Source organism: Rhizobium sp. 01T437 (genome assembly GCF_056398505.1).
In genome coordinates this window covers 101,334-127,138 of sequence record NZ_JBFTPM010000004.1, presented here as the reverse complement: position 1 = coordinate 127,138, position 25,805 = coordinate 101,334, and the positions used below count along the sequence as shown (strand labels likewise).

General features: G+C 60.2%; 26 protein-coding genes and 1 other RNA gene. 10 read left to right on the top strand and 17 right to left on the bottom strand.

Annotated elements, in window-relative coordinates:
* Positions 1–8 precede the first annotated feature (8 nt).
* Both AC1DM5_RS09235 and AC1DM5_RS09230 read left to right on the top strand, forming a co-directional pair.
* Positions 9–863: a CheR family methyltransferase gene (locus AC1DM5_RS09235; protein ID WP_477818291.1), complete on the top strand. Its 855-nt coding sequence runs from the start codon at positions 9–11 to the stop codon at positions 861–863.
* Positions 864–872: 9 nt separating this feature from the next.
* Positions 873–1,970 carry a protein-glutamate methylesterase/protein-glutamine glutaminase gene (locus tag AC1DM5_RS09230; RefSeq protein ID WP_477818292.1) on the top strand — a complete coding sequence of 366 codons (1,098 nt, stop codon included), beginning with the start codon at positions 873–875 and terminating at the stop codon, positions 1,968–1,970.
* Between the two features lie 59 nt (positions 1,971–2,029).
* Here AC1DM5_RS09230 and AC1DM5_RS09225 read toward each other — a convergent pair whose 3' ends face one another.
* Positions 2,030–2,770 carry a 3-oxoacyl-ACP reductase family protein gene (locus AC1DM5_RS09225; protein ID WP_477818293.1) on the bottom strand — a complete coding sequence of 247 codons (741 nt, stop codon included), beginning with the start codon at positions 2,768–2,770 and terminating at the stop codon, positions 2,030–2,032.
* A 74-nt stretch (positions 2,771–2,844) separates the two neighbouring features.
* A complete protein-coding gene (locus AC1DM5_RS09220) occupies positions 2,845–3,423 on the bottom strand; it encodes a TetR/AcrR family transcriptional regulator (protein WP_477818294.1) in 579 nt (192 codons plus the stop codon).
* A gap of 212 nt (positions 3,424–3,635) precedes the next feature.
* Between AC1DM5_RS09220 and AC1DM5_RS09215 the strand changes: the two genes are divergently transcribed.
* The 3 genes from AC1DM5_RS09215 (at position 3,636) to AC1DM5_RS09205 (ending at position 6,684) form a co-directional block, all read left to right on the top strand.
* Positions 3,636–4,436 (top strand): inositol monophosphatase family protein, encoded by an 801-nt coding sequence (locus tag AC1DM5_RS09215; RefSeq protein WP_113320882.1) that lies wholly within the window; start codon positions 3,636–3,638, stop codon positions 4,434–4,436.
* 112 nt (positions 4,437–4,548) lie between these two features.
* A complete protein-coding gene (locus AC1DM5_RS09210) occupies positions 4,549–5,649 on the top strand; it encodes a flagellar motor protein MotA (RefSeq protein WP_477818295.1) in 1,101 nt (366 codons plus the stop codon).
* Positions 5,650–5,652: 3 nt separating this feature from the next.
* Positions 5,653–6,684: a peptidoglycan -binding protein gene (locus AC1DM5_RS09205; RefSeq protein WP_477818296.1), complete on the top strand. Its 1,032-nt coding sequence runs from the start codon at positions 5,653–5,655 to the stop codon at positions 6,682–6,684.
* Here AC1DM5_RS09205 and AC1DM5_RS09200 read toward each other — a convergent pair.
* From AC1DM5_RS09200 to AC1DM5_RS09180, 5 genes are all read right to left on the bottom strand, one after another.
* A complete protein-coding gene (locus AC1DM5_RS09200) occupies positions 6,665–7,915 on the bottom strand; it encodes an RNA polymerase sigma factor (protein ID WP_477818297.1) in 1,251 nt (416 codons plus the stop codon). The two genes, AC1DM5_RS09205 and AC1DM5_RS09200, sit on opposite strands and share 20 nt — an antisense overlap.
* 7 nt (positions 7,916–7,922) lie before the next feature.
* A complete protein-coding gene (locus tag AC1DM5_RS09195; protein ID WP_477818298.1) occupies positions 7,923–8,264 on the bottom strand; it encodes a YciI family protein in 342 nt (113 codons plus the stop codon).
* Positions 8,265–8,495: 231 nt separating this feature from the next.
* Positions 8,496–8,684 carry a YegP family protein gene (locus AC1DM5_RS09190; protein ID WP_192729246.1) on the bottom strand — a complete coding sequence of 63 codons (189 nt, stop codon included), beginning with the start codon at positions 8,682–8,684 and terminating at the stop codon, positions 8,496–8,498.
* A gap of 170 nt (positions 8,685–8,854) precedes the next feature.
* Positions 8,855–9,844: a Bug family tripartite tricarboxylate transporter substrate binding protein gene (locus tag AC1DM5_RS09185; protein ID WP_477818299.1), complete on the bottom strand. Its 990-nt coding sequence runs from the start codon at positions 9,842–9,844 to the stop codon at positions 8,855–8,857.
* A gap of 121 nt (positions 9,845–9,965) precedes the next feature.
* Positions 9,966–11,768, bottom strand: coding sequence for an ABC transporter transmembrane domain-containing protein (locus AC1DM5_RS09180; RefSeq protein ID WP_477818300.1), 1,803 nt, complete (start codon positions 11,766–11,768; stop codon positions 9,966–9,968).
* Between the two features lie 193 nt (positions 11,769–11,961).
* Between AC1DM5_RS09180 and rpmE the strand changes: the two genes are divergently transcribed.
* Positions 11,962–12,183 carry a 50S ribosomal protein L31 gene (gene rpmE, locus AC1DM5_RS09175; protein ID WP_007826526.1) on the top strand — a complete coding sequence of 74 codons (222 nt, stop codon included), beginning with the start codon at positions 11,962–11,964 and terminating at the stop codon, positions 12,181–12,183.
* A 135-nt stretch (positions 12,184–12,318) separates the two neighbouring features.
* Here rpmE and rcdA read toward each other — a convergent pair whose 3' ends face one another.
* The 3 genes from rcdA to AC1DM5_RS09160 form a co-directional block, all read right to left on the bottom strand.
* Complete coding sequence (rcdA, locus tag AC1DM5_RS09170) at positions 12,319–12,834, bottom strand: protease adaptor protein RcdA (protein ID WP_037103737.1); 516 nt, start codon at positions 12,832–12,834, stop codon at positions 12,319–12,321.
* A gap of 374 nt (positions 12,835–13,208) precedes the next feature.
* Positions 13,209–13,400, bottom strand: coding sequence for a DUF1192 domain-containing protein (locus AC1DM5_RS09165; protein WP_037103740.1), 192 nt, complete (start codon positions 13,398–13,400; stop codon positions 13,209–13,211).
* A gap of 123 nt (positions 13,401–13,523) precedes the next feature.
* Positions 13,524–14,804 carry an MFS transporter gene (locus tag AC1DM5_RS09160; protein WP_477818301.1) on the bottom strand — a complete coding sequence of 427 codons (1,281 nt, stop codon included), beginning with the start codon at positions 14,802–14,804 and terminating at the stop codon, positions 13,524–13,526.
* A 175-nt stretch (positions 14,805–14,979) separates the two neighbouring features.
* On the opposite strand from AC1DM5_RS09160, the gene AC1DM5_RS09155 reads away from it, so the two are divergent.
* The gene (locus AC1DM5_RS09155) at positions 14,980–15,147 is read left to right on the top strand and encodes a hypothetical protein (RefSeq protein WP_007826534.1); all 168 of its coding nucleotides are present in this window, start codon (positions 14,980–14,982) and stop codon (positions 15,145–15,147) included.
* Positions 15,148–15,153: 6 nt separating this feature from the next.
* Here AC1DM5_RS09155 and AC1DM5_RS09150 read toward each other — a convergent pair whose 3' ends face one another.
* From AC1DM5_RS09150 to tkt, 7 genes are all read right to left on the bottom strand, one after another.
* Positions 15,154–16,074, bottom strand: coding sequence for a PhzF family phenazine biosynthesis protein (locus AC1DM5_RS09150; protein ID WP_477818302.1), 921 nt, complete (start codon positions 16,072–16,074; stop codon positions 15,154–15,156).
* 160 nt (positions 16,075–16,234) lie between these two features.
* Positions 16,235–17,260 carry a class I fructose-bisphosphate aldolase gene (locus AC1DM5_RS09145; RefSeq protein ID WP_477818303.1) on the bottom strand — a complete coding sequence of 342 codons (1,026 nt, stop codon included), beginning with the start codon at positions 17,258–17,260 and terminating at the stop codon, positions 16,235–16,237.
* A gap of 213 nt (positions 17,261–17,473) precedes the next feature.
* A complete protein-coding gene (locus AC1DM5_RS09140) occupies positions 17,474–18,676 on the bottom strand; it encodes a phosphoglycerate kinase (protein WP_477818304.1) in 1,203 nt (400 codons plus the stop codon).
* An 81-nt stretch (positions 18,677–18,757) separates the two neighbouring features.
* Positions 18,758–20,608, bottom strand: a complete 1,851-nt coding sequence (locus AC1DM5_RS09135) for a potassium/proton antiporter (protein ID WP_477818305.1) — start codon at positions 20,606–20,608, stop codon at positions 18,758–18,760.
* Between the two features lie 267 nt (positions 20,609–20,875).
* Positions 20,876–21,400, bottom strand: a complete 525-nt coding sequence (locus AC1DM5_RS09130) for an N-acetyltransferase family protein (RefSeq protein ID WP_477818306.1) — start codon at positions 21,398–21,400, stop codon at positions 20,876–20,878.
* Between the two features lie 81 nt (positions 21,401–21,481).
* Entirely contained in the window at positions 21,482–22,492 is a 1,011-nt protein-coding gene (gene gap / locus AC1DM5_RS09125; protein ID WP_113320869.1) for a type I glyceraldehyde-3-phosphate dehydrogenase, read from the bottom strand.
* An 82-nt stretch (positions 22,493–22,574) separates the two neighbouring features.
* Positions 22,575–24,548: a transketolase gene (gene tkt / locus AC1DM5_RS09120; protein WP_477818307.1), complete on the bottom strand. Its 1,974-nt coding sequence runs from the start codon at positions 24,546–24,548 to the stop codon at positions 22,575–22,577.
* Between the two features lie 333 nt (positions 24,549–24,881).
* Here tkt and AC1DM5_RS09115 point away from each other — a divergent pair, with 333 nt between their 5' ends.
* The 3 genes from AC1DM5_RS09115 to ssrS all read left to right on the top strand — a co-directional run bounded on the left by AC1DM5_RS09115 (position 24,882) and on the right by ssrS (position 25,767).
* Positions 24,882–25,157 carry a DUF4164 domain-containing protein gene (locus AC1DM5_RS09115; protein WP_007826550.1) on the top strand — a complete coding sequence of 92 codons (276 nt, stop codon included), beginning with the start codon at positions 24,882–24,884 and terminating at the stop codon, positions 25,155–25,157.
* A gap of 14 nt (positions 25,158–25,171) precedes the next feature.
* A complete protein-coding gene (locus tag AC1DM5_RS09110) occupies positions 25,172–25,549 on the top strand; it encodes a cell division protein ZapA (protein ID WP_477818308.1) in 378 nt (125 codons plus the stop codon).
* A 59-nt stretch (positions 25,550–25,608) separates the two neighbouring features.
* Positions 25,609–25,767: non-coding RNA, 6S RNA (gene ssrS / locus AC1DM5_RS09105), on the top strand.
* The last annotated feature ends 38 nt before the right edge of the window (positions 25,768–25,805 follow it).

Below are 25,805 nucleotides of genomic sequence, written 5' to 3'. Positions count from 1 at the left end.
CGCGTTTTATGAGTATGGCAGCGGTAGAAACCCAATTGCCGGGTGACAGGATCAGCAAGCGTAATTTCGACAAGCTGGCACGGTTCATCTATGACTATAGCGGCATCAAGATGCCGCCGACGAAGCTGACGATGCTGGAGGGCAGGCTGCGCCGGCGTCTGCGCGCCACGCGCCATGCGAGCTTCGACGATTATTGTGATTTCCTGTTCAACGAGGATGGTCTCGAGCAGGAGACCGTCCACCTGATCGACGTCGTGACGACCAACAAGACCGACTTCTTCCGGGAAGCCAAGCATTTCGAATATATGCAGATGGTCGCCCTGCCGACGCTCGCCGACAGCGGCCTGCGGACGATCCGCACATGGAGTTCTGCCTGCTCGACGGGTGCAGAGCCCTATACGATGGCTATGGTGCTGGCCGAGTTCGTCGAGAACCGCAGCGATGTCTCCTACAATGTGCTGGCGACCGATCTCTCCACCGATGTGCTGCAGACAGCGCGTAAGGGTATTTATGCGGAAGATCTGGTCGCTCCTGTGCCGCGCGACCTGCAAAAGAAATATGTTATGCTTGCCAAGCAGCAGGGTCGCCGCGAGGTTCGCATCTCGCCGAAGCTGCGCAGCCGTGTCGGCTTCGCCCGCATGAACCTGATGGATGAGAAATATCCTATTGGCGACATGATGCACCTGATCTTTTGCCGCAACGTGCTGATCTACTTCGACAAGCAGACGCAGGCCGGGGTGCTCACCCGTCTCTGCAATTGCCTCGCGAAGGGCGGTTACATGTTTATCGGTCACTCGGAATCGATCACCGGCTTCGACCTTCCCTTGAAGCAGGTTTCGAATACGGTGTTCCAGCGCATCTGAGGGGATACTATGGCCAAAAAAGTCCGCGTCCTCATCATCGACGATTCCGCCAGTGTCAGGCAGACGCTGACACGGGTTCTGGAAGGAGACCCGGAGATCGAAGTCATGGCCGTGGCTTCAGACCCGTTCATGGCGGCGCGTAAGATCCAGGAAGAGATCCCTGATGTCATCACTCTCGATGTCGAGATGCCGCGCATGGATGGTATCACCTTCCTGCGCAAGCTCATGTCGCAGCGGCCGATCCCGGTCGTCATGTGCTCCTCACTGACGGAAGCGGGTTCGGAAACTCTGCTTCAGGCGCTTGAGGCTGGTGCCGTCGACGTCATCCTGAAATCCAAGATCGGTGCGGCAGACAGCCTGGCCGATGATGCCATGCGCATCCGCGAAGTGGTCAAGAGCGCCTCGCATGCGCGGCTTACCAATGTGCGCCGCGCTGCAGGCAGCATCCGCTCGGCTTCGGCGGAAGGACCGGCCAAGAAGCTGACGGCAGATGCGATGTTGCCGCCACCAACCGGCCGGGCGATGGCGAAGACGACGGAAATGGTTGTCTGCGTCGGCGCTTCGACGGGCGGAACGGAAGCCCTGCGCGAATTTCTGGAGGCGCTGCCGGCCAATGCGCCGGGCATGGTGATCGTTCAGCACATGCCGGAAAAATTCACAGCAGCTTTCGCCAAGCGCCTCAACGGTCTCTGCGAAGTCGAGGTCAAGGAAGCAGCCGACGGCGATCCGGTGTTGCGCGGTCATGTGCTGATCGCGCCGGGCGACAAGCATATGCTGCTGGAGCGTCAGGGCGCGCGTTATTACGTATCCGTCAAGCCGGGGCCGCTGGTTTCCCGTCACCGCCCGTCCGTCGATGTGCTCTTCCGTTCCGCTGCCCGTTCGGCCGGCTCGAACGCGATGGGCATCATCATGACCGGAATGGGCGATGACGGTGCACGCGGCATGCTGGAAATGCATCAGGCCGGTGCCTATACCGTCGCGCAGGATGAAGCGACCTCGGTTGTTTTCGGCATGCCGAAGGAAGCGATCGCCAAGGGTGGTGTCGACCGTATTCTGCCGCTCGACCAGATCGCCCGCGAAGTGCTGATCACACAGCAGAAGTCCTGAATTTCGGACACTAAGCAATGAAACGGCGGCGTATCTGCGCCGCCGTTCGCTTGTCTGCATCAGGCCAGATAGCCGCCGTCGATCGTCAGGCTGGCGCCGGTGATGAAGGAGGCTTCGGGGCTGGCGAGATAGGCGGTGAAGCTGGCGATTTCCTTGTCCTCGCCGATGCGGCCGAGCGCCATCAATTGTTTCAGCATCTCATGGCTGGCTTCATTCGAGTTCATGTCCGTCGCCGTCGGGCCTGGCTGAACAGTGTTGACCGTGATGCCGCGCGGGCCGAGATCGCGGGCAAGGCCGCGTGTCATGGCGGCCACTGCACCCTTTGTCATGGAATAGACTGACGACGTCGGGAAACCGCTCCGCTCGGCGACGATGCTGCCGATGGTAATGATGCGTCCGCCTGCTTTCATGTGGCGCGCGGCCGCCTGCGTACCGGCAAAGACGGCGCGGACATTGACCGCAAACATGCGGTCGAAGTCCTCGAGGGGGAAATCCTCTACTGAATTCAGCATGAGAATTCCGGCGCTGTTGACGAGAATGTCGATGCCACCGAACGTCGAGACGGTCTCATCGACCGCATCCTGAACGGCCTTCGGATCAGCGCTGTCTGCCTTGATGGCCAGCGCGTTCGCACCCTTCGCCTCTATTTCGGCAACGATGGCCTTCGCCTTGTCGCCAGAGGCGGAATAGGTGAACGCAACGGCCGCGCCGTCGCTGCTGAGGCGACGGACGATTGCGGCACCGATACCGCGCGAGCCACCGGTTACGAGGGCGATCTTGCCGGAGAGTAGTTGGGACATTGTGGTTTCCTTCCTTTTTTTGGACTGTTTAGTCTGGAATTGGGCATGCGAAATCGGGTTTGGACTTCCAGTTTTTACCGGAGGCTTCGAATGGCGAGGCGGGCTATCCCGCGAAGCGCTTCGGGGGAGGCGCCGTTGCGGGCGCTGACCTTCATGCCTGACAGGGTCGAGCCGAGGAACTGCACGGCATCGGTGGTATCGACATCGTCCGCGACCTCGCCCCGCTTCTTGCCTTCCTCGAGGATTGTCTGCACGGCGGATGAAAGCAGGCGGGATGCCTTATCGGTCAGATCAGAGACCGCACTGTCCGTGCGACCGAACTCGCATACGGCGCTGACGCCAAGGCAGCCACGGCCGGCTTCGGTTTCCGGGCGGGAGGCAAAGGCGATGAGTGTCTCTTCCAAAGCTTTCAATGGCGTCGTATCGAGGCGCAGATCGGCCACGAGTTGAGAGACGCTGTCGAGATTGTAGCGGTCGAGCGCTGCCAGATAGAGGCTGCGCTTGTCGCCGAAAGTATCGTACATGCTTTGCCGGCTGATCTTCATGGCCGACAGCAGCGCATCCGTGGACGTGCCCTCGAAGCCGTGTTCGGTGAACACGGTGATGGCCGCCTTGAGTGCGGTGTCGCGATCGAATTCCTTATGCCTTGCCATGAAGCCTCAATAAGGTTTTTAGACTGATCTGTCCAGAATAATTTAGGAACTATCCTTTCGTGCTGCAACCCTGCCATGCGGCATTCCCCTTGAAATTTCCCTGATTTTGTGGTCTTGAGGCCGCCAATCTATGCAGCGCTGTCGCTTCCGGCGTTCAGGGACATATCCCGCCCCTGACAGCGCGTCCCGTATTATCCAAGGAAAATGCCCACATGGCCCGTTCAGCTCTTCTCAATGTCATGGTTCAGGCTGCCATCAAGGCAGGCAAGTCGCTGGGGCGTGATTTCGGGGAAGTGCAGAACCTGCAGGTATCCGTGAAGGGACCGGGCGACTTCGTTTCGAATGCCGACCGCAAGGCCGAAAAGATCGTCAAGGAAGAGCTTCTCAAGGCTCGTCCGACCTATGGCTTCCTTGGCGAAGAGAGCGAAGAGATCAAGGGTACCGACGGTGCGCACCGCTGGATCGTCGATCCGCTCGACGGCACGACCAACTTCCTGCACGGTATCCCGGCCTTTGCCGTTTCCATTGCGCTCGAGCGCAACAATGAGATCGTCGCAGGCGTGGTCTTCAATCCGGCGACGGACGAGCTCTACACTGCCGAGCGTGGCGGCGGCGCGTTCCTCAACGATCGCCGCCTGCGCGTCGCCTCGCGCCGGGTGCTTTCCGACAGCGTCATCGGCTGCGGCGTGCCGCATCTCGGCCGTGGCAATCACGGCAAGTTCCTGATCGAGCTGCGCCATGTCATGGGCGAAGTTGCCGGCATCCGCCGCATGGGCGCAGTCTCGCTCGATCTTGCCTACGTGGCCGCCGGTCGTTTCGACGGCTTCTGGGAAGTGGCGCTGTCGCCCTGGGACATGGCGGCCGGCATTCTGCTCATCCGCGAAGCGGGTGGTTATGCGACCGACTGGGACGGCGGGGCGTCAATTCTGGAGACCGGTGCGATCATTGCCGGCAACGAGCACATCCACAAAGCGCTCACGGAAGTCGTCAAGCGGCCGGTTCCGACCAAGTGACGATCCGGGCAACAGCCTGTTGTAAAGTCCGGCTTTTCGCCTGCGCATACTTCAATTCGGCACAATGTTGATCTAGTCTTCGGCTGTAATGAGTCCGGAGGCCGAGGAACCTATGGAAAATGTGAATGTGGCCGAGTTCGGCTCGACCGAGAAGACGGCCGGTGGCTACACTTACAAACTCTCCAGCCCCATGTCGTTCTTCTGGACGATGGTGTTGTTCCTCATCATCGTGGGCTTCATCGCGGCAATCCTGTTCCGGCAGACGCAGACTGCCTTCATGCATAATCCGGGCCTGAACGGTCTCATCGTCGGCGTTCTTGCCGTTGGAATCATTCTCGTTTTCAATCATGTCCTGTCGCTTCGCCCGGAAGTACGCTGGTTCAATTCTTTCCGTGCTGCTGGCAGTGCCGACAAGGTGAACCGCCATCCGCGGCTGCTCGCGCCGATGCGGGCGCTGATTGGAAATCGTAGCAGGTCCGGGGTTGCATTATCGACCACCGCGCTGCGCTCCATTCTGGATTCGATTGCCAACCGTCTCGACGAATCGCGTGACGTTTCCCGCTATCTCATCGGCCTGCTCGTCTTCCTGGGCCTGCTCGGCACCTTCTGGGGCCTTATCGGCACGATCGGCTCGATCAGCTCTGTCATCCAGTCGCTCGATGCCGGCTCGAATGGTACGGGCGATGTGCTTTCGACGCTGAAGGAAGGGCTTGCGATGCCGCTTTCCGGCATGGGCCAGGCTTTCTCGTCCTCGCTGCTCGGTCTTTCGGGTTCGCTGATCCTCGGGTTCCTCGATCTGCAGGCCGGACGTGCGCAGAACCGTTTCTATACGGAGCTGGAAAACTGGCTCTCCTCCGTTACCGATGTCGGCTCCGACATTCCGGTGCCGGCGCTCGATGGCGTTTCCGGCGGCTCGTCGGAAGATATGAAGGCACTGTCGGAATATCTGCGAAAGGTCGCCGAAGGGGACGGCGCGTCCAGCCAGCGGTCGGTCGCCGCCATGGCAAGCCTTGCCGAAGGCATTCAGGGGCTCGTCAAGAACATGCGCAACGAGCAGCAGATGCTGCGCGACTGGATCGAGGTCCAGCAGGACGAGGCAAAGGCGATGCGCCGCACGCTCGATCGTCTGGCTGAACGCATCGGCGTCCAAGACCGCAGCAGCGACAGAGCGCGGGAACGGTCCGGCCAGGTCGAAAAGAGCGAGGGCAAGTAAGCCATGCCTCTTGGCCGCAACCGCCGCCACCAACGCGCGGTGGACTACTGGCCGGGCTTCGTCGATGCTCTATCGACGCTGCTCATCGCCATCATGTTCATCCTCACGGTTTTCGTTGTCGGCCAGTTCATCCTCAGCCGCGAAATCAGCGGCCGCGACGAGGTGCTGACGCGTCTGAACGGTCAGATCAACGAGCTCACGCAGTTGCTGGCGCTCGAGAAGGGCAGCAATCAGGATCTTCAGGATTCCGTCGCCAATCTGCAGGCATCGCTTGCGAGTGCCGAGGGCGAGCGTACGCGGTTGCAGGCGCTTCTCAGTGCCGGTGCCGGCGGCCAGGATGCGGCAAAGCAGCAGATCGGAACGCTGACGCAGCAGCTCGATGAGCAGAAGCAGGTCAGCGACCGTGCTCTCAGCCAGGTCGAGCTCCTCAACCAGCAGATCGCGGCATTGCGCAGCCAGATCGCTGCTGTCGAGGCAGCACTTCAGGCCTCCGAGGAGAAGGACCAGACCTCGCAGACGAAAATCGCCGATCTCGGCCGCCGCCTGAACGTTGCGCTGGCTGCGCGCGTGCAGGAACTCAATCGCTACCGCTCGGACTTCTTCGGTCGCTTGCGCGAAATCCTGTCCGATCGCGAGAATATCCGCGTCGTCGGCGACCGTTTCGTCTTCCAGTCCGAAGTGCTGTTTCCATCCGGCGGTGCCGACCTCAATCCGGATGGGCAGGCGGAAATGGCAAAGCTTGCCGCCGCGCTGCTGGATCTTGCCAAGGAAATTCCGCCTGAGATCAACTGGGTTCTGCGCGTCGATGGCCATACGGACAATGTCGCGCTGTCGGGCTCGGGCCGCTACCGCGACAACTGGGAGCTTTCATCCGCCCGCGCGATTTCGGTCGTGAAGTTCCTGATCGCGCAGGGCGTGCCTGCGGACCGGCTCGTTGCGGCAGGTTTTGGCGAATTCCAGCCTATTGCACCGGGCGATACGCCGGAAGCGCGCGCCACCAACCGCCGTATCGAGCTCAAGCTGACCGAGAAATAACGGCCTGAAGTTTGCCGGTGAGGAAGGTGCGGACGGCGGGACTGTCGCTGAGGTCGATCGCCATCCTGTAGGCTTCTGCCGCGGCATCGCTTTCGCCAAGGTCTTCCAGCAGATGCGCCCGCACCGCCCAGTAAGGCTGGTAGCTAGCGATGCCCCGTTGTTCCAACCCGTCCAGCAGGGCGATGGCCGGGGCTGCGCCATCGACCCTGCCGATCACGGCGGCATGGCTGACCTTGGAGCCGAGTGTCGGTTTCATCGCGATGAGCGCTCGGTAGAGGGTGACGAGCGCCTTCCAGTCCGTTGTGCCCGTCCGGCGGCGCGTGGTGTGGACGGACTGGATCGCCGCCTGGCACTGGAACGGACCGAAGCGGTCGAAGGTGCCCGCCTTGCGCAGCAACGCGTCGGCTTCGGCCATCATGATTTCGTTCCAGAGACCGGTATCCTGCTCCTCAAGCGGTATGTAGGCGCCATCGCCATCACGTCGCGCGTGTCTTCTCGCCTCGCAATAAAGCATCAGTGAGAGCAGCCCGATGACCTCCGGCTCCTCGGGCAGAATGGTCACGAGGGCGCGGCCAAGCCAGATCGCCTCATCGGTCAGGCCCGTGCGACTGTCTCCTTCACCATCAAGACCGTCCCAGCCGAGCCCGTAGGCGGCATAGATTGCCGAGAGCACGCCTGCCAGCCGTTGTGTCAGAACCTGCCGCTCGGGAATGGCGAAGGGAATGCCGGCGTCGCGGATCTTGACCTTGGCCCGCACCAGGCGCTGGCTCATGGCATCCGGCAAGACTACGAAGGCCTGTGCGATTGTCTTCGCATCAATGCCGAGCACGGTCTGAAGCATCAGCGGTGTGTGAACGGACCGGTCAATTGCCGGGTGTGTGCAGGCAAAAAGCAGCTTCAGTCGCTCATCGGAAAAGTCGCCAATTCGTGCATCGTTCATTCGCTCTTCGGCTTCCTCGACAGCCAGCGCAATCGTTTCTCTGGCATTGTCGCGGACAGTTCGATGGCGGGCAGCCTGTATGAGGTTGCGGCGAGCTGCGGTGAGCAGCCAGCCTTCGGGATTGTCGGGAATGCCACGCTCGGGCCAGACCCGCAACGCGGCCGCCAGCGCATCAGACAGTGCGTCCTCCGCCGCCGGAACATCGCGGGAGCGGGCAGCAAGGAAGGCGATGAGCTTGCCGTAGGATTGCCGTGCCACCTTCTCGGCGGCACGGCCCGCATCTGATGTCACAACGGCCTCACGCGACCTGCAGCCGGGGCCGTATTTCCACCGAGCCCTGTTCGGAGACGGGAACGCGCGTGGCCCATTCGAGCGCCGTATCGAGATCGGGCACGTCGATCACGTAGAAGCCGCCGAGCGATTCCTTGCCTTCCGGGTAGGGGCCATCCTGTACATCATGGTCCCCGCCCTTGCGACGCACGATCGTGCCTGTCTCAGGCGGGGTCAGGCCGGCACCGGCGGTCAAGATCCCGGCTTGCACCAGTGCCTTGGTATAGGCCGTCCAGCCGTCGCGGTAGGCAGGGTCGCTGCGGCGGACGAAGTCTTCTGCGGATTCACGGATGATAAGTGCGTATTGCATCGGAAACTCCTGATCCTCTAGGGGCGTTTGACCGGGCAGACAGCATCTAAAGCCGAATTCACCCGTGCTGCAATGCTCCGGTGGCGCGGCCGCAAGCCGTTCCGAAACAATGAGGTCTCAGTCGTCCTCATTTCGACATCGCGGTCGAAAAAATCGATCACATGGAAATGCGCGCGAAAAATACGCTGAGCGGAAAGTGCTGGAGGCGACTGATGCCGCCTCCGCTTCCGATCAGGCTTCCGCCTTTGTCTGATCCACTACATCAGCGCCAGGCGAATTTTTCTTGATGGATTCGATGGCGTTCATCGCGGATGCCTTCGCCTTGTAGCCTTCCGACGAGAACATGGTCTCGCCGTTCGACGCCTTGAAGCGGAAGCGGAATTCACCGGCCTTATCCTTGTAAACTTCAAATCTGTACATGGATCCCTCCTGGTAAGCTGAAATCATGCATCAGCCTTCCGAAAGCTAGCCCAGAATTGCGAGCTTTTCCACTACCTTAATTAGAATTCAATTGCATGGCGTCCAATTGCCGCCGGTTGGATCGGGCGCGAGAGAAGGGGCTAGCGGCACGCTGTCCCCTCCCGTTGCGATCACTCCATCTGGATATGGGCGCCCTCCACGACTGGTTTCCATTTCGCAAGCTCGGCCTTCACATGGGCGCCGAGTTCTTCTGGCGTGGAGCCGACGATCGTTGCGCTGAATTCCTTCATCCGCTCGGCAACGGCCGGATCGGTCAGCGCCTTCTTGGCGGAGGCGTTGAGGCGAGTGATCATATCGGCCGGCGTATTGGCCGGCGCAAAGAGCGCATTCCACGTATAGGTCTCGTATCCGGGGATACCGGATTCTGCGATGGTCGGAATATCAGGGAAGGATGAAGCGCGTTCGGCGGTCGTTACGGCGAGTGCCCGCAGCGTGCCGGCCTTGATATGGCTCGACGACGAGGGCAGGTTGTCGAACATGATCGGCACCTGATTGCCAATGACGTCGTTCAGTGCCGGTCCAGCGCCCTTATAGGGAATATGCTGCATGTCGACGCCCGCCATACTTTTAAAAAGTTCGCCGGAAAGATGCAGCGGCGTGCCGTTGCCGGATGAGGCGTAACTGTATTTGTCCGGATCGGCTTTCAGCAGCGCGATCAATTCCTGCACGTTCTTTGCGGGCAGTTCCGGATTGACGACCAGCACGTTAGGGACGATCACGAGCAACGAGATCGGCGCGAAATCCTTCTCGGCATCATAAGGCGTCGATTTCAGGATCAGCGGATTGAGCGCGTGGGTGGCGACAGTGCCCATCAGGATCGTATAGCCGTCCGGGGCGGCACGCGCGACGTTGTCAGCGCCGAGATTGCCGCCGGCTCCCGCAACGTTCTGCACGATGACCTGCTGGCCGAGATCTTCGGACATTTTCTGCGCGACGATACGCGCGACGACATCGGTCGAGCCTCCGGCCGCGAAGGGCACGATCATGGTTATGGATCGATCAGGAAAGCTCTGGGCCGATGCGGCCGTGCCTGTGGCCGCTGCGAGCAGGCCAAGACCGAGCGCCAGGCTCATGCGACGGGTAATATCAGAAAGCGCCATTCGAATCTTCTCCCACAGATTTCAACAGCAGAGGCCCCTACCTCGGGCATAGGGAGGTTAAGGCAACCGCGTCCGGGGAGCTATATCGATCAGGCTTTAGTCGCGATGACGTATGAGGCAGCTATTTGGCGGCTGCCAGCACATCCTCGTTGGCTGCATCGAATTGCAGGCTCGCGAGCTTCGCATAGATGCCGCCGTGCCGGATCAGGCTCTGATGTGTGCCTTCCTCGACGACACGGCCCTGATCCATGACGAGAATGCGGTCGGCCTTGAGAACAGTGGCGAGACGGTGGGCGATGACAATCGTAGTGCGGCCACGCATAAGCCCGTCAAGCGCCCTCTGCACAAGCGTTTCGCTCTCGGCGTCAAGGGCCGAGGTCGCTTCGTCCAGGAGCAGGATAGGTGTGTTCTTCAGGATCGCGCGGGCGATGGCGATGCGCTGGCGCTGGCCACCGGACAGCGTGATGCCGCGTTCGCCGACCTGCGTATCGTAGCCTTTGTCCAGCCGATTAATGAACTCATCGGCCTGGGCCGCGATCGCGGCGGCGCGTACCTGCTCGCGCGTGGCGCCTTGAACACCGAAAGCGATGTTGTCGTGGATCGAGGCGACGAAGATGGTGACATCCTGCGGCACGATAGCAATGCGCTGGCGCAAGGCGTCCGGATCTGCCTGGCGGGCGCCGATACCGTCGATCTTCACGCTACCCTGTTGCGGATCGTAGAAACGCAGCAGCAGCGAGAAGACCGTGCTCTTGCCGGCGCCGGATGCACCGACGATCGCGACTGTTTCTCCTGGCAGCACCGTGAAATCGAGGCCGTGCAGGGCCGACTTGCCTGGACGAGATGGATAGGCGAAGTGCACGCCGTCGAATTCCACGCGGCCCTGTGCAGGCGAGGGCAGCGGCTGCGGATTTGCGGGGGCGGTGATCGGCGAGACTTCGTCGAGAAGCTCAGTCAGGCGGTCAGCTGCACCTGCTGCCTGCGAAAGCTCGCCCCAGACTTCCGAGAGTGCACCGAGCGATCCGGCTGCGATGACCGCATAGAGCAGAAACTGGCCGAGTGTGCCGGCCGAAAGCGTGCCGGCGAGGACACTATGGGCGCCAAACCAGAGAACGGCGACCACGCTGCCGAAGATCAGGGTAATGGCGATGCCTGTCAGCAGGGCGCGGGAGGAGACGGCGGAACGTGCGGCCTGATAGGCGGATTCGACTGCCGAGCCGTAACGGTCCGCTGCGGCGGTTTCGGCATTGAAGGCCTGTACGGTGCGGGTTGCAGCGATCGTCTCATTGGCGAAGGCGGAGGCTTCTGCCAGCGTATCCTGTGCCGCGCGGGAGCGCTTGCGCACCGATCGCCCGCCGGCGACCAGCGGAAAGACGATGACCGGGATTGCGACGATGACGAGGCTCGAGAGCTTCGGCGAGGTGATGATCATCATACCGAGCGCACCGATACAGAGGATCAGGTTGCGGAGCGCCACGGAAGCCGTGGCGCCGACGGCGGATTTGATTTGCGTGGTGTCGGCCGTCAGCCGCGAGACGATCTCGCCCGACTGGTTGACGTCGAAGAACGAGGGTGAGAGCCGTGTGACATGAGCAAAGACGTCACGGCGCAGATCCGCAACGATGCGTTCGCCGATGGTAATGACGAAATAATAGCGAAGAGCGCTGGCGACGGCGAGCACGATGGCCATGATCATCAGCATGGCAAAGTAGCTGTTTATGAAGGTACCATCGGCCTGGGTGAAGCCGTGGTCGATCATGCGGCGCACCGCAAGCGGTATAGCCAGCGATGTGACGGCGGCGAGCGCCAGCGAAACCAGAGCGCCCGCGACGAGGCCGCGATAACGCGCCACATAAGGTGTCAACCTGCCGAGCGGCCTTAGCGAACGCGACTTCTTTTCCCCAGGTTCTGCCTGCTCTGCCAAATCGTCTCCGATCGCCCTCGAAGACCGCGTATTGCGGCTCCTTGGCCCTTGTTATCCCGGCGCCCTTCATGTATAGGCACCGCATCCTAATGGGAAGCCGTAGCCTTCACGACTGCGGCTTCATTTATTCAATTGGTTCTTTCCCCGCAACTGTCTGCGGCAAATTGAACCCCGGCATCGCAGGAAGATTGTCATGAAGGAAGGCATCCATCCCGACTACCACGTCATCAAGGTAGTCATGACCGATGGCACCGAGTACGAAACCCGCTCGACCTGGGGTTCGGAAGGCGCTGTCATGAACCTCGAAATCGACTCCAAGTCACACCCGGCCTGGACCGGCGGTAACCAGCAGCTGATGGACCGCGGCGGTCGTGTTTCGAAGTTCAACAAGCGTTTCGGCGGCCTCGGCCTCTAATTCGCCTCCGCTTGGCGGAATATTCAAAAGCCCGGCCTTGTGCCGGGCTTTTTGTTTTCCGGGCCTATACCGGTGAGCAAACAAAAAACCGGCCGCGTTGCCGCAGCCGGTTTCATGAAATTCTATGGTGCCAGATCAGTTGTTGCCGAAGGCCGTCTGCAGCAGGGAAAGCTGAGCCTGGACGCTGTTCTGATTGTCCGGAACGATCGCAGCTTCTGTCGGGCGATAGATTTCGCGATCAAGCAGGGCGATGCGGTTCTGCAGGCGGAGCGAACGTTCGACGAGATCGCGGAAGGATTCCGGCAGGTCGCCCCAGCCCGGAGCGTTGCGGTCGACATTAAAGCCGTCGAGGCGAACCTTGTTCTTCTCGGCCAGAACCTGATCGCGGGACATTTCGCCATTGTTGACGGCGCGCTGCAGGAGCAGCCAGGAAGCCATCTGCATGAGGCGCGTGGTCAGGCGCATCGATTCAGCCGCATAAAGGACCGAGGCCATGCGCGGCAGCACCTTAGCGGCTGCGCGGCCCTGGCCGTCGAGGTAGGATGCGGTTTCTTCGACGAGCGACATGCCCTCTGCATACAGCGTCTTGAACTGCGAGGATGCCGCAGCGCGACCCGCAAAACTGATCGTATTCAATCCAAGTTCCGACATCTCAAGAATCCCTGTTGCACGCATCTACTATCAGGTAACGCCGGTTTCCGCGGAAAAGTTTCCCAGGCCGGTCTTTATGATTTCAAGATGGTAGCTTTAACCTAAATGCGCAAGCCGTTTCTTAAGAAAAGGTTAATCTCCACAGTTTCGTGGAAAGGAGTAGGGCAGCGCAAAAAAGAAGAGCCGCAAAAGCGGCTCTCAAGGTAAAACAGGGAGAAAAATCAGACCAATTCACCGCTTGGAAAACTGTCTGAGGTTCAGAAGGATCTGAACAGCTTGAGTAATATCTTATAAAGCTTAATTCTTTATTAATGTCGTTCCAATTTAAGACTTAGAGAAAGTAATTTTGAAGCAATAGTTGCTCGCTCACAGTCTTATGATCGGAAAAGGCTTTCGGCGGCTAATCTGCCGGAAGCCTTCTTGGTCGCCTCGGCTTCGAGCCGCGCGATCTCGGCTTTCAAGAGTTCCACGCGCGCCTTCAGCTCGTCCACCGAAAGCAGGGAGAGATCGGAGCCGATCTCGTGTGCAGTCTTCTTCTGCGGCCTGTCGTCATCCATCAAGCTCATTGTCGCTCCTCCTTTAAACCGTGCCGCGATCTTTCAGATTCGCCTCCACGCTTTAAGTCTCTGTTTCCGGCATGTCGTTATCGCAAAACCGCTGCACAGTTTTGCGCGACATGCTTCAGTTCGTCAGCCGAACTTTACAGCAGGATCGCCGCTTTCGGGAGACTTGTTGGAGCCGCGATCGGCAAGCGACATGCTTTGCGGCGTGAGCGTAGGAGATGTTGCTGTCGGGATCGTCGTATAGGCATCGCGGTCGCTTGCCGGAATGGCTGCGCGAATACGGCTCCTGACGATGGCATAGCCGGTGATCAGAAGATGGGCGAGCGCCGTCACCAGGAAGAGTGCATGCGGGCTGATGATCGACATGACCGGACCTCCGATCGTCGGACCGATGACGGTGCCGATGCCGTAGAGAAGCAGCAGGCCGCCCGAGACCTTTACGAAATCCTCCGATGCGGCAAAGTCGTTCGCATGGGCGACGGCGATCGGATAGAGCGTATTGGCGACGGCACCGTAGAGGATGACGAGGCCGATCAGGAAGGCAGGGGACGAGGGGTGCAGCACGAAGATCAGGAGGCCGGCGAGCGCTGCGATGGCTGACATGGCCGCCAGCACATAACGGCGGTCGATGCGGTCGGAGAGGCGCCCAGCCGGAAGCTGCATGATGGCACCGGCAAAGATGGTGGCACTCATCATCACCGCAATCGAGGTGTCGGAGAGGCCGGCACCAGCCCCGAAGACGGCGCCGAGCGTACCATAGGCGCCGTTGGCGATCCCGACGAGCAGGATGCCAAGGCAGGAGACGGGCGAATTGCGATAGAGCGCCGGCAGGTCGAGTTTCACCGCCTTCAGCGGCTGCGGCGAAGCGGCGGTCGAGAGTGTCGTCGGCAGCATGGCGATGCAGTAGAAGATACCGCAGATCATGAAGAGCACTGGTGCGCGCACGTCTTCCAGCGGGATCATCAACTGTCCGCCCACGACGCCCAGAAGGGTGATGCCGATATAGAGCGAGAAGATCGCGCCGCGGCTTTCATTGTTCGCCCGCTCGTTCAGCCAGCTTTCGATGATCATCGAGGTGCCAGCGGTTGAGAAGCCGGTGACAGCGCGCAGGATGACCCACCAGACCGGGTCGATAATGATGCCGCTGACCAGCGCGATGATGGCGATAATGGCAATGAAGCCGGAGAAGGCGCGTACATGGCCGACGCGGCGCACCATCTTCGGGGCGACAAGGCAGCCGATGACGAAGCCCGCCGCCCAGGACGTGCCGAGCAGGCCAAGCGTGGTCGTTGCATAACCTTCGAGGTTTCCGCGTACGGGAAGCAGAATACCCTGCAGTCCGTTGCCCATGAAAAGGAAGAGCGTGCCAAAGAGCAGCGCAGCGACGGACAGCAGATTTCTTGTCATATCCCCAGACTCGGCGTGTTCGCTTTGAAAAAGGACATAAGGCGAGACCTGTATCTGCCCAGTCCATAAGAATGTTGATTGTGTCCCGGAATGCCTTTACGGCGAGTAGATATTCTCTGTTCGCGTGAAAAAATGTCCGTCCTGTGACATTCTGATAGATGGAAAAAATAAAGCCATGACAAAGCTGATAGCGTTGCTACTCATCCTTGCCATGGCAATCCAGATCATCAAGCCGCTCGGTTATCCGGGGCTGCGCCGCCGGATGGATTTCTGGAGAATCGCGCTGATTGCCTTTGCCATCTGGGCGGTGGCGCTGCTGGCGCGCGATTTCCTGGTGCAATAGGCTGGCTCAGTCCTGCAGGATGATTTCGCCTTTCATGACCGGCACGCAGGTTCCCGAGATCGTCACGTCGGTGACTGTGGCGGCCTTCTTGACCACATCAAGTTCGATGATGCTGCGCCGGCCCATTTCCACGCCCTGTTCGATCGTCACGTGCTGGCTGATGTCTGCCTCCGGCAGGAGTGAGACGAGATAGGCAGAAAGGGCTGCCGAAGCGCTGCCGGTCGCTGGATCTTCGATGACGTTGTCCAGGGGCGCGAACATGCGGGCGCGGATCTTCCATGGCGTAGCGGCGGGACGAACGTAGAGAAACAGGGAGAAATCATGGCTGCCGGTTACAGACTTGGCCGCAGCCTGGAAGCCGTTGATATTAGGGCTTGCCGCGGCCAGAGCCTCGAGGCTTTCGAGTTCGGCAACGGCAAATTTCAGGCCGACGGAGACGAAAACCGGGACATGTGTGTCCTTGTGGATTGACGCTGGATCGATGGAGACGCAGCCGGCGATAACCGCATCGGGTATCGTGTTTTCTATTTCAAGCGGTCGTGGAGCGCGGATCGTCGCTGCGGCGACACGACCTTCGCTGCGCTGCAGGGCAACCTCGACGAGGCCGGCCTTCTCCTCGAACCGCAGCGTATCGCCGATGGGGCGGCCGAAGATTTCGCTCTGCTGACCGAGTACATAGGCGGTGCCGACATTGGGATGACCGGCAAAGGGTATCTCCATCGTCGGCGTGAAGATGCGCACCTTGGCTGTGTTTTGAGGGTTTTCCGGAGGAAGCACGAAGGTGACTTCTGAATAGCCGAATTCGGCGGCGATCTTCTGCATTGCCGCGTCGCTGATGCCCCTGGCGTCGCTCATGACCGCGAGCGGATTGCCCTCGAAGCGGGTGGAGGTGAAGACGTTGACGGTGATGTAGGGCAGGCTGTTCATGGCGGCTCCAATGGTTGAGGTGCCATGATTAGCGAGGCCGGCGATTGCGGCGAAGGATTATCTTGTCGCCATGACAAATCGCCTTCGCGACAGGCAGGCACAAATAAAACAGGCGGCGAAGATGTCGCCGCCTGTCTCATTTTCTCAAATATCAAAAGGCTCATGCAGCCTTTTCGAGTTCGGCCTTCCAGTTGCCCTTGGCGGCGAGACTGTTCATTTCGGCGCGATGAGAGAATTCGCGCTGGCCGGCGGCGACGTTTTCCTGCTTGCCGTTCCAGGCCTTGAGCGCGCTGTCCTGCAGGGCGCGGCCATAGGAGAAGGTGACAAACCAGGGCAGCTCGTAACCGGAGTTGATTGCGGAGAGATGGGCGGTGGCCTCTTCTGTGGTCTGGCCGCCGGAGAGGAAGGCAATGCCCGGAACGGATGACGGGACCGTGCGCTTCAGGACCTGGACGGTACGTTCTGCAACTTCGGCGACGGAGGCCTTGCGGGCATTCTTGCCGTCGATGACCATGTTCGGCTTCAGGATCATGCCCTCGAGGCTGACACGGGCATCAGCCAGTTCCTCGAACACGATGCGCAGCGTGGCCTCAGTCACTTCGGCGCAACGGTCGATATTGTGGTCGCCCGGCTTGCCGTCCATCAGGCATTCCGGCTCGACGATCGGTACGATCTTTGCTTCCTGGCAAAGCGCAGCATAACGGGCAAGCGCCTGGGCATTGGCGCGGACGGAGCCGCGGCTCGGCAGCGTCTGCGAGATGGCGATGACGCCGCGCCACTTGGCGAAGCGGGCGCCGGCCTCATAATATCTGGCAAGGCGGTCTGCGAGGCCGTCGAGGCCTTCGGTGACGGTTTCACCCGGATATTTTGCCATCGGCTTGGCGCCGATATCGACCTTAATGCCCGGAATGCTGTCGGCAGCCTTGATGATGTCGACGAAGGGCGTGCCGTCGGCCGCCTTCTGATAAAGGGTTTCCTCGTAGAGGATGACGCCGGAAATGTACTTCTTCATTGCGTCTTCCGACCGGAAGAGCATCTCGCGATAATCGCGTCGGCTGGTTTCGGTCGATTCAAGATTGATCGCATCGAAACGCTTCTTGATGGTGGAGGTCGATTCATCGGCGGCAAGCAGGCCCCGACCGCCAGCAACCATCTTTACTGCAATGTCTTCCAGTCGTTCGCTCATCTCGTTCTCTCCACAATGAAACCCAGCAGAATTGATAATATAGAACTCGGATAACAGAAGTTTATAGGGAGAAAAATGGGAGCGCTAAGTCATTGAAACGATTGAAATGATTTCAATCGTTTGAAAGTTCGGGAATTTTTTCTCTTCTTGAGCAAAAGACCGCGGAAGCATACGCTCCGCGGTCTATCCTGCTGGAATATCTGCCGAATCGGCTTATCGGTTAGCGGAGAGAACGGCCACGCCCGGCAACTCCTTGCCTTCCATCCATTCAAGGAAGGCGCCGCCTGCGGTCGAAACATAGCTAAACTCTTCGGCAACGCCGGCATGGTTCAGCGCCGAGACCGTATCACCACCGCCTGCGACTGACGTGAGCTTGCCGGCTTTGGTGCGCTCGGCGGCATATTTCGCGGCGGCGACGGTCGCTGCGTCGAAGGGCTCGATTTCAAAGGCGCCGAGCGGACCGTTCCAGACGAGCGTAGTGGCGCGTTCGATCCAAGCCTTGACGGCATCGACCGACTTCGGGCCGACATCGAGGACCATGGCATCATGAGGAATGGCTTCGATGGAGACGACCTCATTGGCAGCACCTGCCTTGAACTCTCGGGCGACGACGCCGTCTTCCGGCAGAACGATTGCGCAGCCGGCGGTGGCAGCTTCGATCATGATCTGCTTGGCGGTATCGGCGAGATCATGCTCGCAAAGCGACTTGCCGACATTGGTGCCGCGGGCGGCGATGAAGGTGTTGGCCATGCCGCCGCCGATAACGAGCGCGTCGACCTTCTTCACGAGATTCATCAGGAGGTCGATCTTGGAGGAGACCTTGGCGCCGCCGACGATTGCGACGACCGGACGGATCGGGTTGCCGAGGCCCTTTTCCAGCGCCTCGAGTTCGGCCTGCATGGTGCGACCGGCATAAGCCGGCAGGTGATGGGCAAGACCTTCGGTGGAGGAGTGGGCGCGGTGCGCGGCCGAGAAGGCGTCGTTCACATAGATATCGCCGTTTGCGGCGAGCGCCTTGGTGAAATCTGGATCGTTCTTTTCCTCGCCCTTGTGGAAGCGGGTGTTTTCCAGGAGCAGGATATCGCCATTGTTCATCTTTGCGACGGCGGAAGCGGCTGCCTCGCCGATGCAGTCGGATGCCGTTAGCACGGCATGGTCAAGCACCTGCTCGACGGCGGGGGCAACCAGCGAAAGCGAGAATTCTGCAGAGGGGCCATCCTTCGGGCGGCCGAAATGGGCGAGCAGGATGACCTTGGCGCCCTTTTTCGACAGTTCAAGGATCGTCGGCGCGACGCGTTCGATGCGGGTCGTGTCCGTAACCTTGCCATCCTTGACCGGGACGTTGAGGTCGACGCGGACGAGAACGCGCTTGCCGGCGATATCGTTGAGGTCGTCGAGGGTCTTGAAAGCTGCCATGGGAGGATCCGTTCGTGGTTGGCGTAAATTGCGCCGACCATAGCAAGGATCGGGGGAGACGCAAGGCAGTCGGCGGCCGTTTTAGCGCGGGCTTTCGTCACGTCCGGCAGCGCTTTCCGCAGCCGTCGCCTCATGCTTTTTGCGGCCCTTCATACGCTCGCGGGTGCGCTGGATAATCTCGTGCAGATTGATGAAGATCGGCAGCGTAATGGCAGGCTCCACGGCCTCCAGCGACATGCCGACGGAGGTGATGTGATCCTGGTCGTCGAGATCACGGACGATGAGGATGAGTGAGCCGAGACGGACGCGATCGGCATAGTCCGCCTTGCCGCCGAGGCGCTGTTTCATCAGTTCGGCGATCGTCAGACCCTTCTCGGATTCGTTGAGCAGACCTGGACCATAGGCGGCATCGAGATCGGCTGCGGGGCGGGCCGGCGACAGCGCGAAGGCGCCGAAGAATTCCGCGTCGTCCTCATCAACTGGTGCGCGGCTGGCGAAGAGCCGGTCGAGCAGGCGTGAATAGCTGGGTGCGATGAAGAGGTAGACGAGATCGTTTTCCCTGAGCCGGCCGGCATATTGATAACGCATCGACTTGCCATCGCGGATCACGAGCGAGGGTGCTGCCCAGCGCGGAATGCGCTCGCCGCGCAGAACCGGGCTATCCTTGATGACGCGATAGGAAAGCAGCTCGTGATTGGCGGCGCCCGGCAGGTCGACCTCCACCTTATCGACCGCGCCGATGCGCGGCGGGATGATAAGGCCGAGGCGCTTGGCAACCGGTTTGATCGTCCAGCCTTGTACGAGCAGCGAGACGAGCACGATGATGAAGGCGGTATTGAAATAGATCTGGCTATGCTGCAGCCCGCCAAGGATCGGCATGATGGCAAGCAGGATTGAGACGGCGCCGCGCAGGCCGACCCAGGCGACGAAGCCTATTTCCTGCTGCGTATAATCGAAGGGCAGCAGAGACAGCCAGACGGCGAGCGGGCGGGCGACGAAGATCAGGAACAGTGCCAACAGGATCGCCGGTACGATGATGACAGGAAACTGCGAAGGTGTTGCGAGCAGGCCGAGCACGAGGAACATGATGATCTGGGCTAGCCAGGTCATACCGTCCTGAAAGCGCCTGATGGTACCAATCGCCTGCATCTTACGGTTTCCGGCATAGATGCCGGCGACATAGACCGCAAGGAAGCCGCTACCGCCGACCGCACCGGTGAAGGAGAAGACGAGCAGAGCGAGCGCCAGCACGAAGATCGGCGTCAGGCCGCGATCCGTTTCCAGCCGGCCAGCGATCAGCACGATCATCATGCCGCCGAGCAGGCCGAGGATGACGCCAAGGCCCATCTGCTGGATGAACATGGCGAGCATGCCAATGTTGATGCCTGCGTAACGTTCGCCGCTGGCGAGAACCTCGACCAGTGCGATGGTCAGGAAGATCGCCATCGGATCATTGGTGCCGGATTCGACTTCCAGCGTGGAACGCACCTTGTCCCTGATATTGATGCCGCCGATGCGCAGCAGGAAGAAGACGGCGGCGGCATCGGTGGAGGCAACGATCGAGCCGAGCAGCATGCCTTCAAGCCAGGTGAAGTTGAGCAGCCAGCGGGCGGCGAAGGCGAAGAGTGCTGCTGTCAGAAGCACGCCGATCGAGGCCAGCGTCAGCGACGGCACCGCGGCGATGCGGAAGGCCTGCATCGGCGTGCCGAAGCCGGAATCGAAGAGGATGATCGCAAGGGCAATCGAGCCCAGAACATAGGCGAGGTAGTTATTGCTGAATTCGATGCCGAGACCATCGACACCGGCGGCAAGCCCGATCATCAGGAATAGCAGAAGGAGGGGAGCGCCGAAGCGGAAGGCAAGAAGGCTCGAAAAGGCAGCAAGAAGCACAAGCGCCGTCGCAACGAGCACCACAATGTAAAACGCTTCCATGCCTACCCCTTTCGCCTCATCACGCCATCCCCAAGCCGCCCCCGACCTGTCCCTTGCCCCTCCGCGCCCAGTGCGATCTTTTAGTAAACGGCAAAATACAGCAGAAGGGTAGGCCTTGCGGCTTAACCTCTACTGCATCGCTGCATCATGCTGCTGGACAGCCCTTGGGGTGAGGGCCAGTGAGGAATGCTACGGGAAAAAGTCTGTATAAAGAATGTAGAAGCAATTCAGGCGAGAGGAGGGCGAATAGGCCGAGTGAGGCACTTTTTATTGAGCTGGACCGTCAGAGGCCGCTTTTATCTTTGCCACCTGATATTGCTTCTGAATTCGATCCACCGGCGTACCGTCGTTCAGCGGCACTTTCTCCAGCATATTATAGGTGCGAAAGCCCATCTTCTCGTAATAGGCCAGCCCGCCAGTATTATCGGCGCGGATGGTCGCACGAATGACTTCGATATTGCGCTCTTCGGCGGCAGAAAGCGTTGTCGCAAACAACGCGGTGCCCACGCCCGGTATCTTCGGGTTCAGGCGCGCGAAGGTTCCGATATCGGCCCAACCCTTGGGCAGGTCGCCGTAACTGCTGAGGAACTGAAAGCCGGCAAGCCCGGCTTCCGCTTGCGCCACATGGCATGCGAGGGGGAATTCGCCTGATATGAACCAGTCGGCCAACAGTTCGGGCGAAAAGAGATCCTCAAGGGCAGTCGTGCCGCCGGCTTCGATGATTTCATTGATAAGTTCGCTTAGCTCCTCCGCGTCATCAACAGTCGCCTTGCGAATAGTCAGTTGCGCCATATTCTTCCATCTTCCGATCGATCACCCGAAATGAAAACGGCCCGGTTTCCCGAGCCGTTTCCTGATCTCTCTGCCTGAAGCTTAGATAAGCTTGGCGAAAGCGACAGCCGTGTCGGACATGCGGCTGGAGAAGCCCCACTCGTTGTCGTACCAGGACAGGACGCGCACGAAGTTGCCTTCCATGACCTTCGTCTGATCGGTTGCGAAGATCGAGGAGTGGCTGTCGTGGTTGAAGTCGCGGGAGACGAGCGGCTCATCGGTGTAGCCGAGGATACCCTTCAGCTTGCCGTTTGCGGCAGCCTTGATCGCTTCGTTGATTTCGCCGACGGAGGTGGCCTTCTTGGCAACGAACTTGAAGTCGACGACGGAAACGTTCGGGGTCGGAACGCGGATCGAGGTGCCGTCGAGCTTGCCCTTGAGGTGCGGCAGCACGAGGCCAACGGCCTTTGCGGCGCCCGTCGAGGTCGGGATCATGGAGAGGGCAGCAGCGCGGGCGCGATACAGATCCTTGTGCATCGTGTCGAGCGTCGGCTGGTCGCCGGTGTAGGAGTGGATGGTCGTCATGAAGCCGTGGTCGATGCCGACGGCGTCATCGAGAACCTTGACGACCGGCACGAGGCAGTTGGTGGTGCAGGAAGCGTTGGAGATGACCAGGTGCTCCTTGGTGAGCTGGTCATGGTTGACGCCGAAGACGACCGTGAGGTCAGCGCCATCGGCAGGAGCCGAAACGATGACGCGCTTGGCGCCAGCCGTCAGGTGAGCGGCAGCCTTGTCGCGGGCGGTGAAGATGCCCGTGCATTCCATCGCGATGTCGACGCCCAATTCCCCATGGGGAAGGGTAGCCGGATCCTTGATGGCGGTGACCTTGATCGGCTTGCCGTTGCCGACGGTGATCGTGTCGCCTTCGACCGTCACGGTCGCCGGGAAGCGGCCATGGATGGAGTCGTAACGAAGCAGGTGGGCGTTGGTCTCGACCGGGCCGAGGTCGTTGATGGCGACGACTTCGATATCGGTGCGGCCAGATTCGACGATAGCGCGAAGAACGTTGCGGCCGATACGTCCGAAACCGTTGATGGCAACCTTGACTGTCATGTGCATTCACTCCCTAGAGGTGGGGCTTGCTGATAGTAGATGAGGAAGTGCCGGAAGGCACTTCCGATTTAAATCTGGCCCGTTAAAGCTTGGCTTCCGCAGCGGCGACGACGGCGTCAGCCGTGATGCCGAAGTGCTCGAACACCTTCTTGGCCGGACCGGATGCGCCGAAGCCCTTCATGCCGATGAACGAGCCTTCCGGACCGATAAAGGCATCCCAGCCCTCGCGCACGGCAGCTTCGACGGCGATCTTGACCGGCGAGTTGCCGATGACTTCCTTGCGGTAGGCCTCCGGCTGCTCGAAGAAGAGTTCCGTGCAGGGAACGGATACGACGCGGGTGCTGACACCCTTGCCTTCCAGCGTTGCGCGGGCGGCAACGGCGAGTTCCACTTCGGACCCCGAAGCGAAGATCGTGACCTTGGCGTCGGCATTGCCGGCGAGCGTATAAGCGCCGAGTTCGCAGAGGTTCTTCTCATTATACTCGGTGCGGACCGTCGTCAGGTTCTGGCGGGTAAGGGCCAGACCGGACGGACGATTCTTCGTCTTCATGGCAATCTGCCAGCATTCAGCCGTTTCGACGGCATCGGCCGGACGGAAGACCATCAGGTTCGGAACGGCGCGCAGGCTGGCAATCTGTTCGACCGGCTGATGGGTCGGGCCGTCTTCGCCGACGCCGATCGAGTCATGCGTCAGCACGTGGATGACACGAATGCCCATGAGAGCGGCGAGGCGGATCGGCGGGCGGCAATAATCCGAGAAGATCATGAAGCCGCCGCCGTACGGAATAAGACCACCGTGCAACGAGATGCCGTTCATGGCAGATGCCATGCCGTGCTCGCGAATGCCCCAGTGCATGTAGCGTCCGGCAAAATCCGTCGGCGTGATCGAATGCATCTGGCTGGTCTTGGTATTGTTCGATGGCGTCAGGTCAGCAGAGCCGCCAAGCGTTTCCGGCACGAAGCCGTTGATGACTTCAAGCGCATCTTCGGATGCCTTGCGGGAGGCGATCGTCGGCTTGGTTTCGGCAAGCTTCTTCTTGTAGTCGTCGATGGCCTTGTCGAATCCTTCGGGCAGGTCTCCGGCAAAACGGCGGGTGAACTCGGCCTTAGACGGCGACTTGGAAAGCGTCTCCTCCCATGCCTTGACGATATTGTCGGAGCGGGTGCCGGCAGCGCGCCATGCGTCGAGGATGTCGGAGGGGATGACGAAGGGCTCGTAATCCCAGTTCAGCGCCTTGCGGGTAGCGGCGATTTCATCAGCGCCGAGCGGATTGCCGTGCACCTTGTGAGTGCCCTGCTTGTTCGGAGCGCCGAAGCCGATGACCGTCTTGCAGGCGATGAAGGTCGGGCGGTCGGACTTGTGGGCGGCTTCGATCGCGTCTGCGATGGCGGCCTGGTCATGACCGTCGATCTCGATCGTGTTCCAGTGAACGGCCTTGAAGCGGGCAACCTGGTCGGTCGAGTCAGACAGCGATACGGCGCCGTCGATGGTGATCGAGTTGTTGTCCCAGAAGAGGATCAGCTTATTGAGCTTCAGGTGGCCGGCAAGCGCGATCGCCTCATGGCTGATGCCTTCCATCAGGCAGCCGTCGCCGTTGATGACGTAGGTGTAGTGGTCCTGCAGGTCCGGACCGAATTCCTCGCGCAGCTTGCGTTCGGCGATCGCCATGCCGACGGCATTGGCAATGCCCTGGCCGAGCGGGCCAGTGGTCGTTTCGATGCCGGTGGCATGACCATATTCCGGATGGCCGGCGGTCTTCGAGCCGAGCTGACGGAACTGCTTCAGGTCCTCGACCGACATGTCCGGATAGCCGGTCAAATAGAGCAGCGAGTAGAGCAGCATCGAGCCGTGGCCGGCAGAGAGAACAAAGCGGTCGCGGTTCGGCCAGTGCGGCTTCTGGGGATCGAAGCGGAGATATTTGGTGAAGAGGACCGTTGCCACATCCGCCATACCCATCGGCATGCCCGGGTGGCCGGAATTCGCCTTTTCGACGGCGTCCATGGAGAGGAAACGGATCGCATTCGCCATCCGGTCGTTTTGTTCGCGTGAGGTCATGGCTTTTCCGCTAGTTCCGGGTTTGAGGATGGCCTCGAGCCTGCCAAGACCATCAATGAGAGCGGTCGAGACATAGCAGTTGGAACGGCCAAGTCAACAAAATGGAAGCCGTTTGGAGGCCGGGTGCGACGATTTTTGACATTTGACCGTCAAGTTTTACAAAAGACAAATCTTGTGTGACAGGCTTATGTAAATCGCTCATCCACAGAATAGGGCAGGGGGTAGCCGAGGGGCTTTATTGACGCGCTCCAACCTAGCTGCATATCCTCTTGAAAATACAGGGTCGGCCGCACAGGCCGATTCGCGGGTCTTGTGCGGGGAACCGGAAAAGACATGACGCCTAACGGCAAAACCATCGAAGCTGCGCTTACGGAGCTGAAACAGGCAATCTCGGGCCTCGAGAATGCCGTCGACATGCGTATCGAGCGCCAGCGCGAGCAGGGCGAAATCGAGGGCGAGGTTCGCCGCGTGCATGCCGATCGCTCGCGTCTTGCCCAGGAGCTGGACCAGGCCGAATTCCGTGCGAACCGGCTGGAAGAGGTCAATCGCGAGGTTTCGCGGCGTCTGGTGACGGCGATGGAAACGATCCGCGCGGTTCTTGACCGCTAAGAGGACTTGAGAACATGGCGCAGGTAACGGTAACGATCGACGGCAAGGCCTATCGGATGGCCTGCGAAGAGGGGCAGGAAGATCATCTGACTGACCTCGCGGTGCGTTTCGACCGTTATGTCGGCCATCTCAAGGGGCAGTTCGGCGAAATCGGCGATCTCAGGATTACCGTCATGGCCGGAATCATGGTCATGGACGAGATCTCGGAGCTGACGCGACGTGTTGCCGGGCTGGAATCCGAGCTGGAGACGCTTCGCAGCAATCGGGACACGGTAATTGCCGCCACCGCTCGCACCGAAGAAGGTATTGCAGTGGCGCTTTCGGAGGTCACGAGCCGTATTCAGGGCATTACCGACAAGCTGAACGGCCGTGCGCCAGCCGAGCTTAATTAATTTGGGAGAGCGGCGCTGACCCACTGGTGCGGTGCTGCAAATGTCCCTATATTCCCTCACGCGGTCTGTGCTTCTCGACAGGAACAATGAATCCTCGGGGCCATACCCGATCCTTAGGGAGCTGTCCCTGTCCGGGCTCGTGGGTCTGGACATACGGCGCCCACCTACTTTCGTAGGCGCCCAGGATCGATAGTTTCCACCGGTTGTGTGGATCGCGCTGTTCTCTTTTCGGCGGCTTCTTCCTGAGCCGCGCCGA

What these genes read in the sequence shown, in the direction of transcription:
- AC1DM5_RS09235 (WP_477818291.1), top strand. Translation starts at nt 9, where the DNA reads ATGAGTATGGCAGCGGTAGAAACCCAATTGCCGGGTGACAGGATCAGC.
- AC1DM5_RS09230 (WP_477818292.1), top strand. Translation starts at nt 873, where the DNA reads ATGGCCAAAAAAGTCCGCGTCCTCATCATCGACGATTCCGCCAGTGTC.
- AC1DM5_RS09225 (WP_477818293.1), bottom strand. Translation starts at nt 2,770, where the DNA reads ATGTCCCAACTACTCTCCGGCAAGATCGCCCTCGTAACCGGTGGCTCG.
- AC1DM5_RS09220 (WP_477818294.1), bottom strand. Translation starts at nt 3,423, where the DNA reads ATGGCAAGGCATAAGGAATTCGATCGCGACACCGCACTCAAGGCGGCC.
- AC1DM5_RS09215 (WP_113320882.1), top strand. Translation starts at nt 3,636, where the DNA reads ATGGCCCGTTCAGCTCTTCTCAATGTCATGGTTCAGGCTGCCATCAAG.
- AC1DM5_RS09210 (WP_477818295.1), top strand. Translation starts at nt 4,549, where the DNA reads ATGGAAAATGTGAATGTGGCCGAGTTCGGCTCGACCGAGAAGACGGCC.
- AC1DM5_RS09205 (WP_477818296.1), top strand. Translation starts at nt 5,653, where the DNA reads ATGCCTCTTGGCCGCAACCGCCGCCACCAACGCGCGGTGGACTACTGG.
- AC1DM5_RS09195 (WP_477818298.1), bottom strand. Translation starts at nt 8,264, where the DNA reads ATGCAATACGCACTTATCATCCGTGAATCCGCAGAAGACTTCGTCCGC.
- AC1DM5_RS09190 (WP_192729246.1), bottom strand. Translation starts at nt 8,684, where the DNA reads ATGTACAGATTTGAAGTTTACAAGGATAAGGCCGGTGAATTCCGCTTC.
- AC1DM5_RS09185 (WP_477818299.1), bottom strand. Translation starts at nt 9,844, where the DNA reads ATGGCGCTTTCTGATATTACCCGTCGCATGAGCCTGGCGCTCGGTCTT.
- rpmE (WP_007826526.1), top strand. Translation starts at nt 11,962, where the DNA reads ATGAAGGAAGGCATCCATCCCGACTACCACGTCATCAAGGTAGTCATG.
- rcdA (WP_037103737.1), bottom strand. Translation starts at nt 12,834, where the DNA reads ATGTCGGAACTTGGATTGAATACGATCAGTTTTGCGGGTCGCGCTGCG.
- AC1DM5_RS09165 (WP_037103740.1), bottom strand. Translation starts at nt 13,400, where the DNA reads ATGAGCTTGATGGATGACGACAGGCCGCAGAAGAAGACTGCACACGAG.
- AC1DM5_RS09160 (WP_477818301.1), bottom strand. Translation starts at nt 14,804, where the DNA reads ATGACAAGAAATCTGCTGTCCGTCGCTGCGCTGCTCTTTGGCACGCTC.
- AC1DM5_RS09155 (WP_007826534.1), top strand. Translation starts at nt 14,980, where the DNA reads ATGACAAAGCTGATAGCGTTGCTACTCATCCTTGCCATGGCAATCCAG.
- AC1DM5_RS09150 (WP_477818302.1), bottom strand. Translation starts at nt 16,074, where the DNA reads ATGAACAGCCTGCCCTACATCACCGTCAACGTCTTCACCTCCACCCGC.
- AC1DM5_RS09145 (WP_477818303.1), bottom strand. Translation starts at nt 17,260, where the DNA reads ATGAGCGAACGACTGGAAGACATTGCAGTAAAGATGGTTGCTGGCGGT.
- AC1DM5_RS09140 (WP_477818304.1), bottom strand. Translation starts at nt 18,676, where the DNA reads ATGGCAGCTTTCAAGACCCTCGACGACCTCAACGATATCGCCGGCAAG.
- AC1DM5_RS09135 (WP_477818305.1), bottom strand. Translation starts at nt 20,608, where the DNA reads ATGGAAGCGTTTTACATTGTGGTGCTCGTTGCGACGGCGCTTGTGCTT.
- AC1DM5_RS09130 (WP_477818306.1), bottom strand. Translation starts at nt 21,400, where the DNA reads ATGGCGCAACTGACTATTCGCAAGGCGACTGTTGATGACGCGGAGGAG.
- gap (WP_113320869.1), bottom strand. Translation starts at nt 22,492, where the DNA reads ATGACAGTCAAGGTTGCCATCAACGGTTTCGGACGTATCGGCCGCAAC.
- tkt (WP_477818307.1), bottom strand. Translation starts at nt 24,548, where the DNA reads ATGACCTCACGCGAACAAAACGACCGGATGGCGAATGCGATCCGTTTC.
- AC1DM5_RS09115 (WP_007826550.1), top strand. Translation starts at nt 24,882, where the DNA reads ATGACGCCTAACGGCAAAACCATCGAAGCTGCGCTTACGGAGCTGAAA.
- AC1DM5_RS09110 (WP_477818308.1), top strand. Translation starts at nt 25,172, where the DNA reads ATGGCGCAGGTAACGGTAACGATCGACGGCAAGGCCTATCGGATGGCC.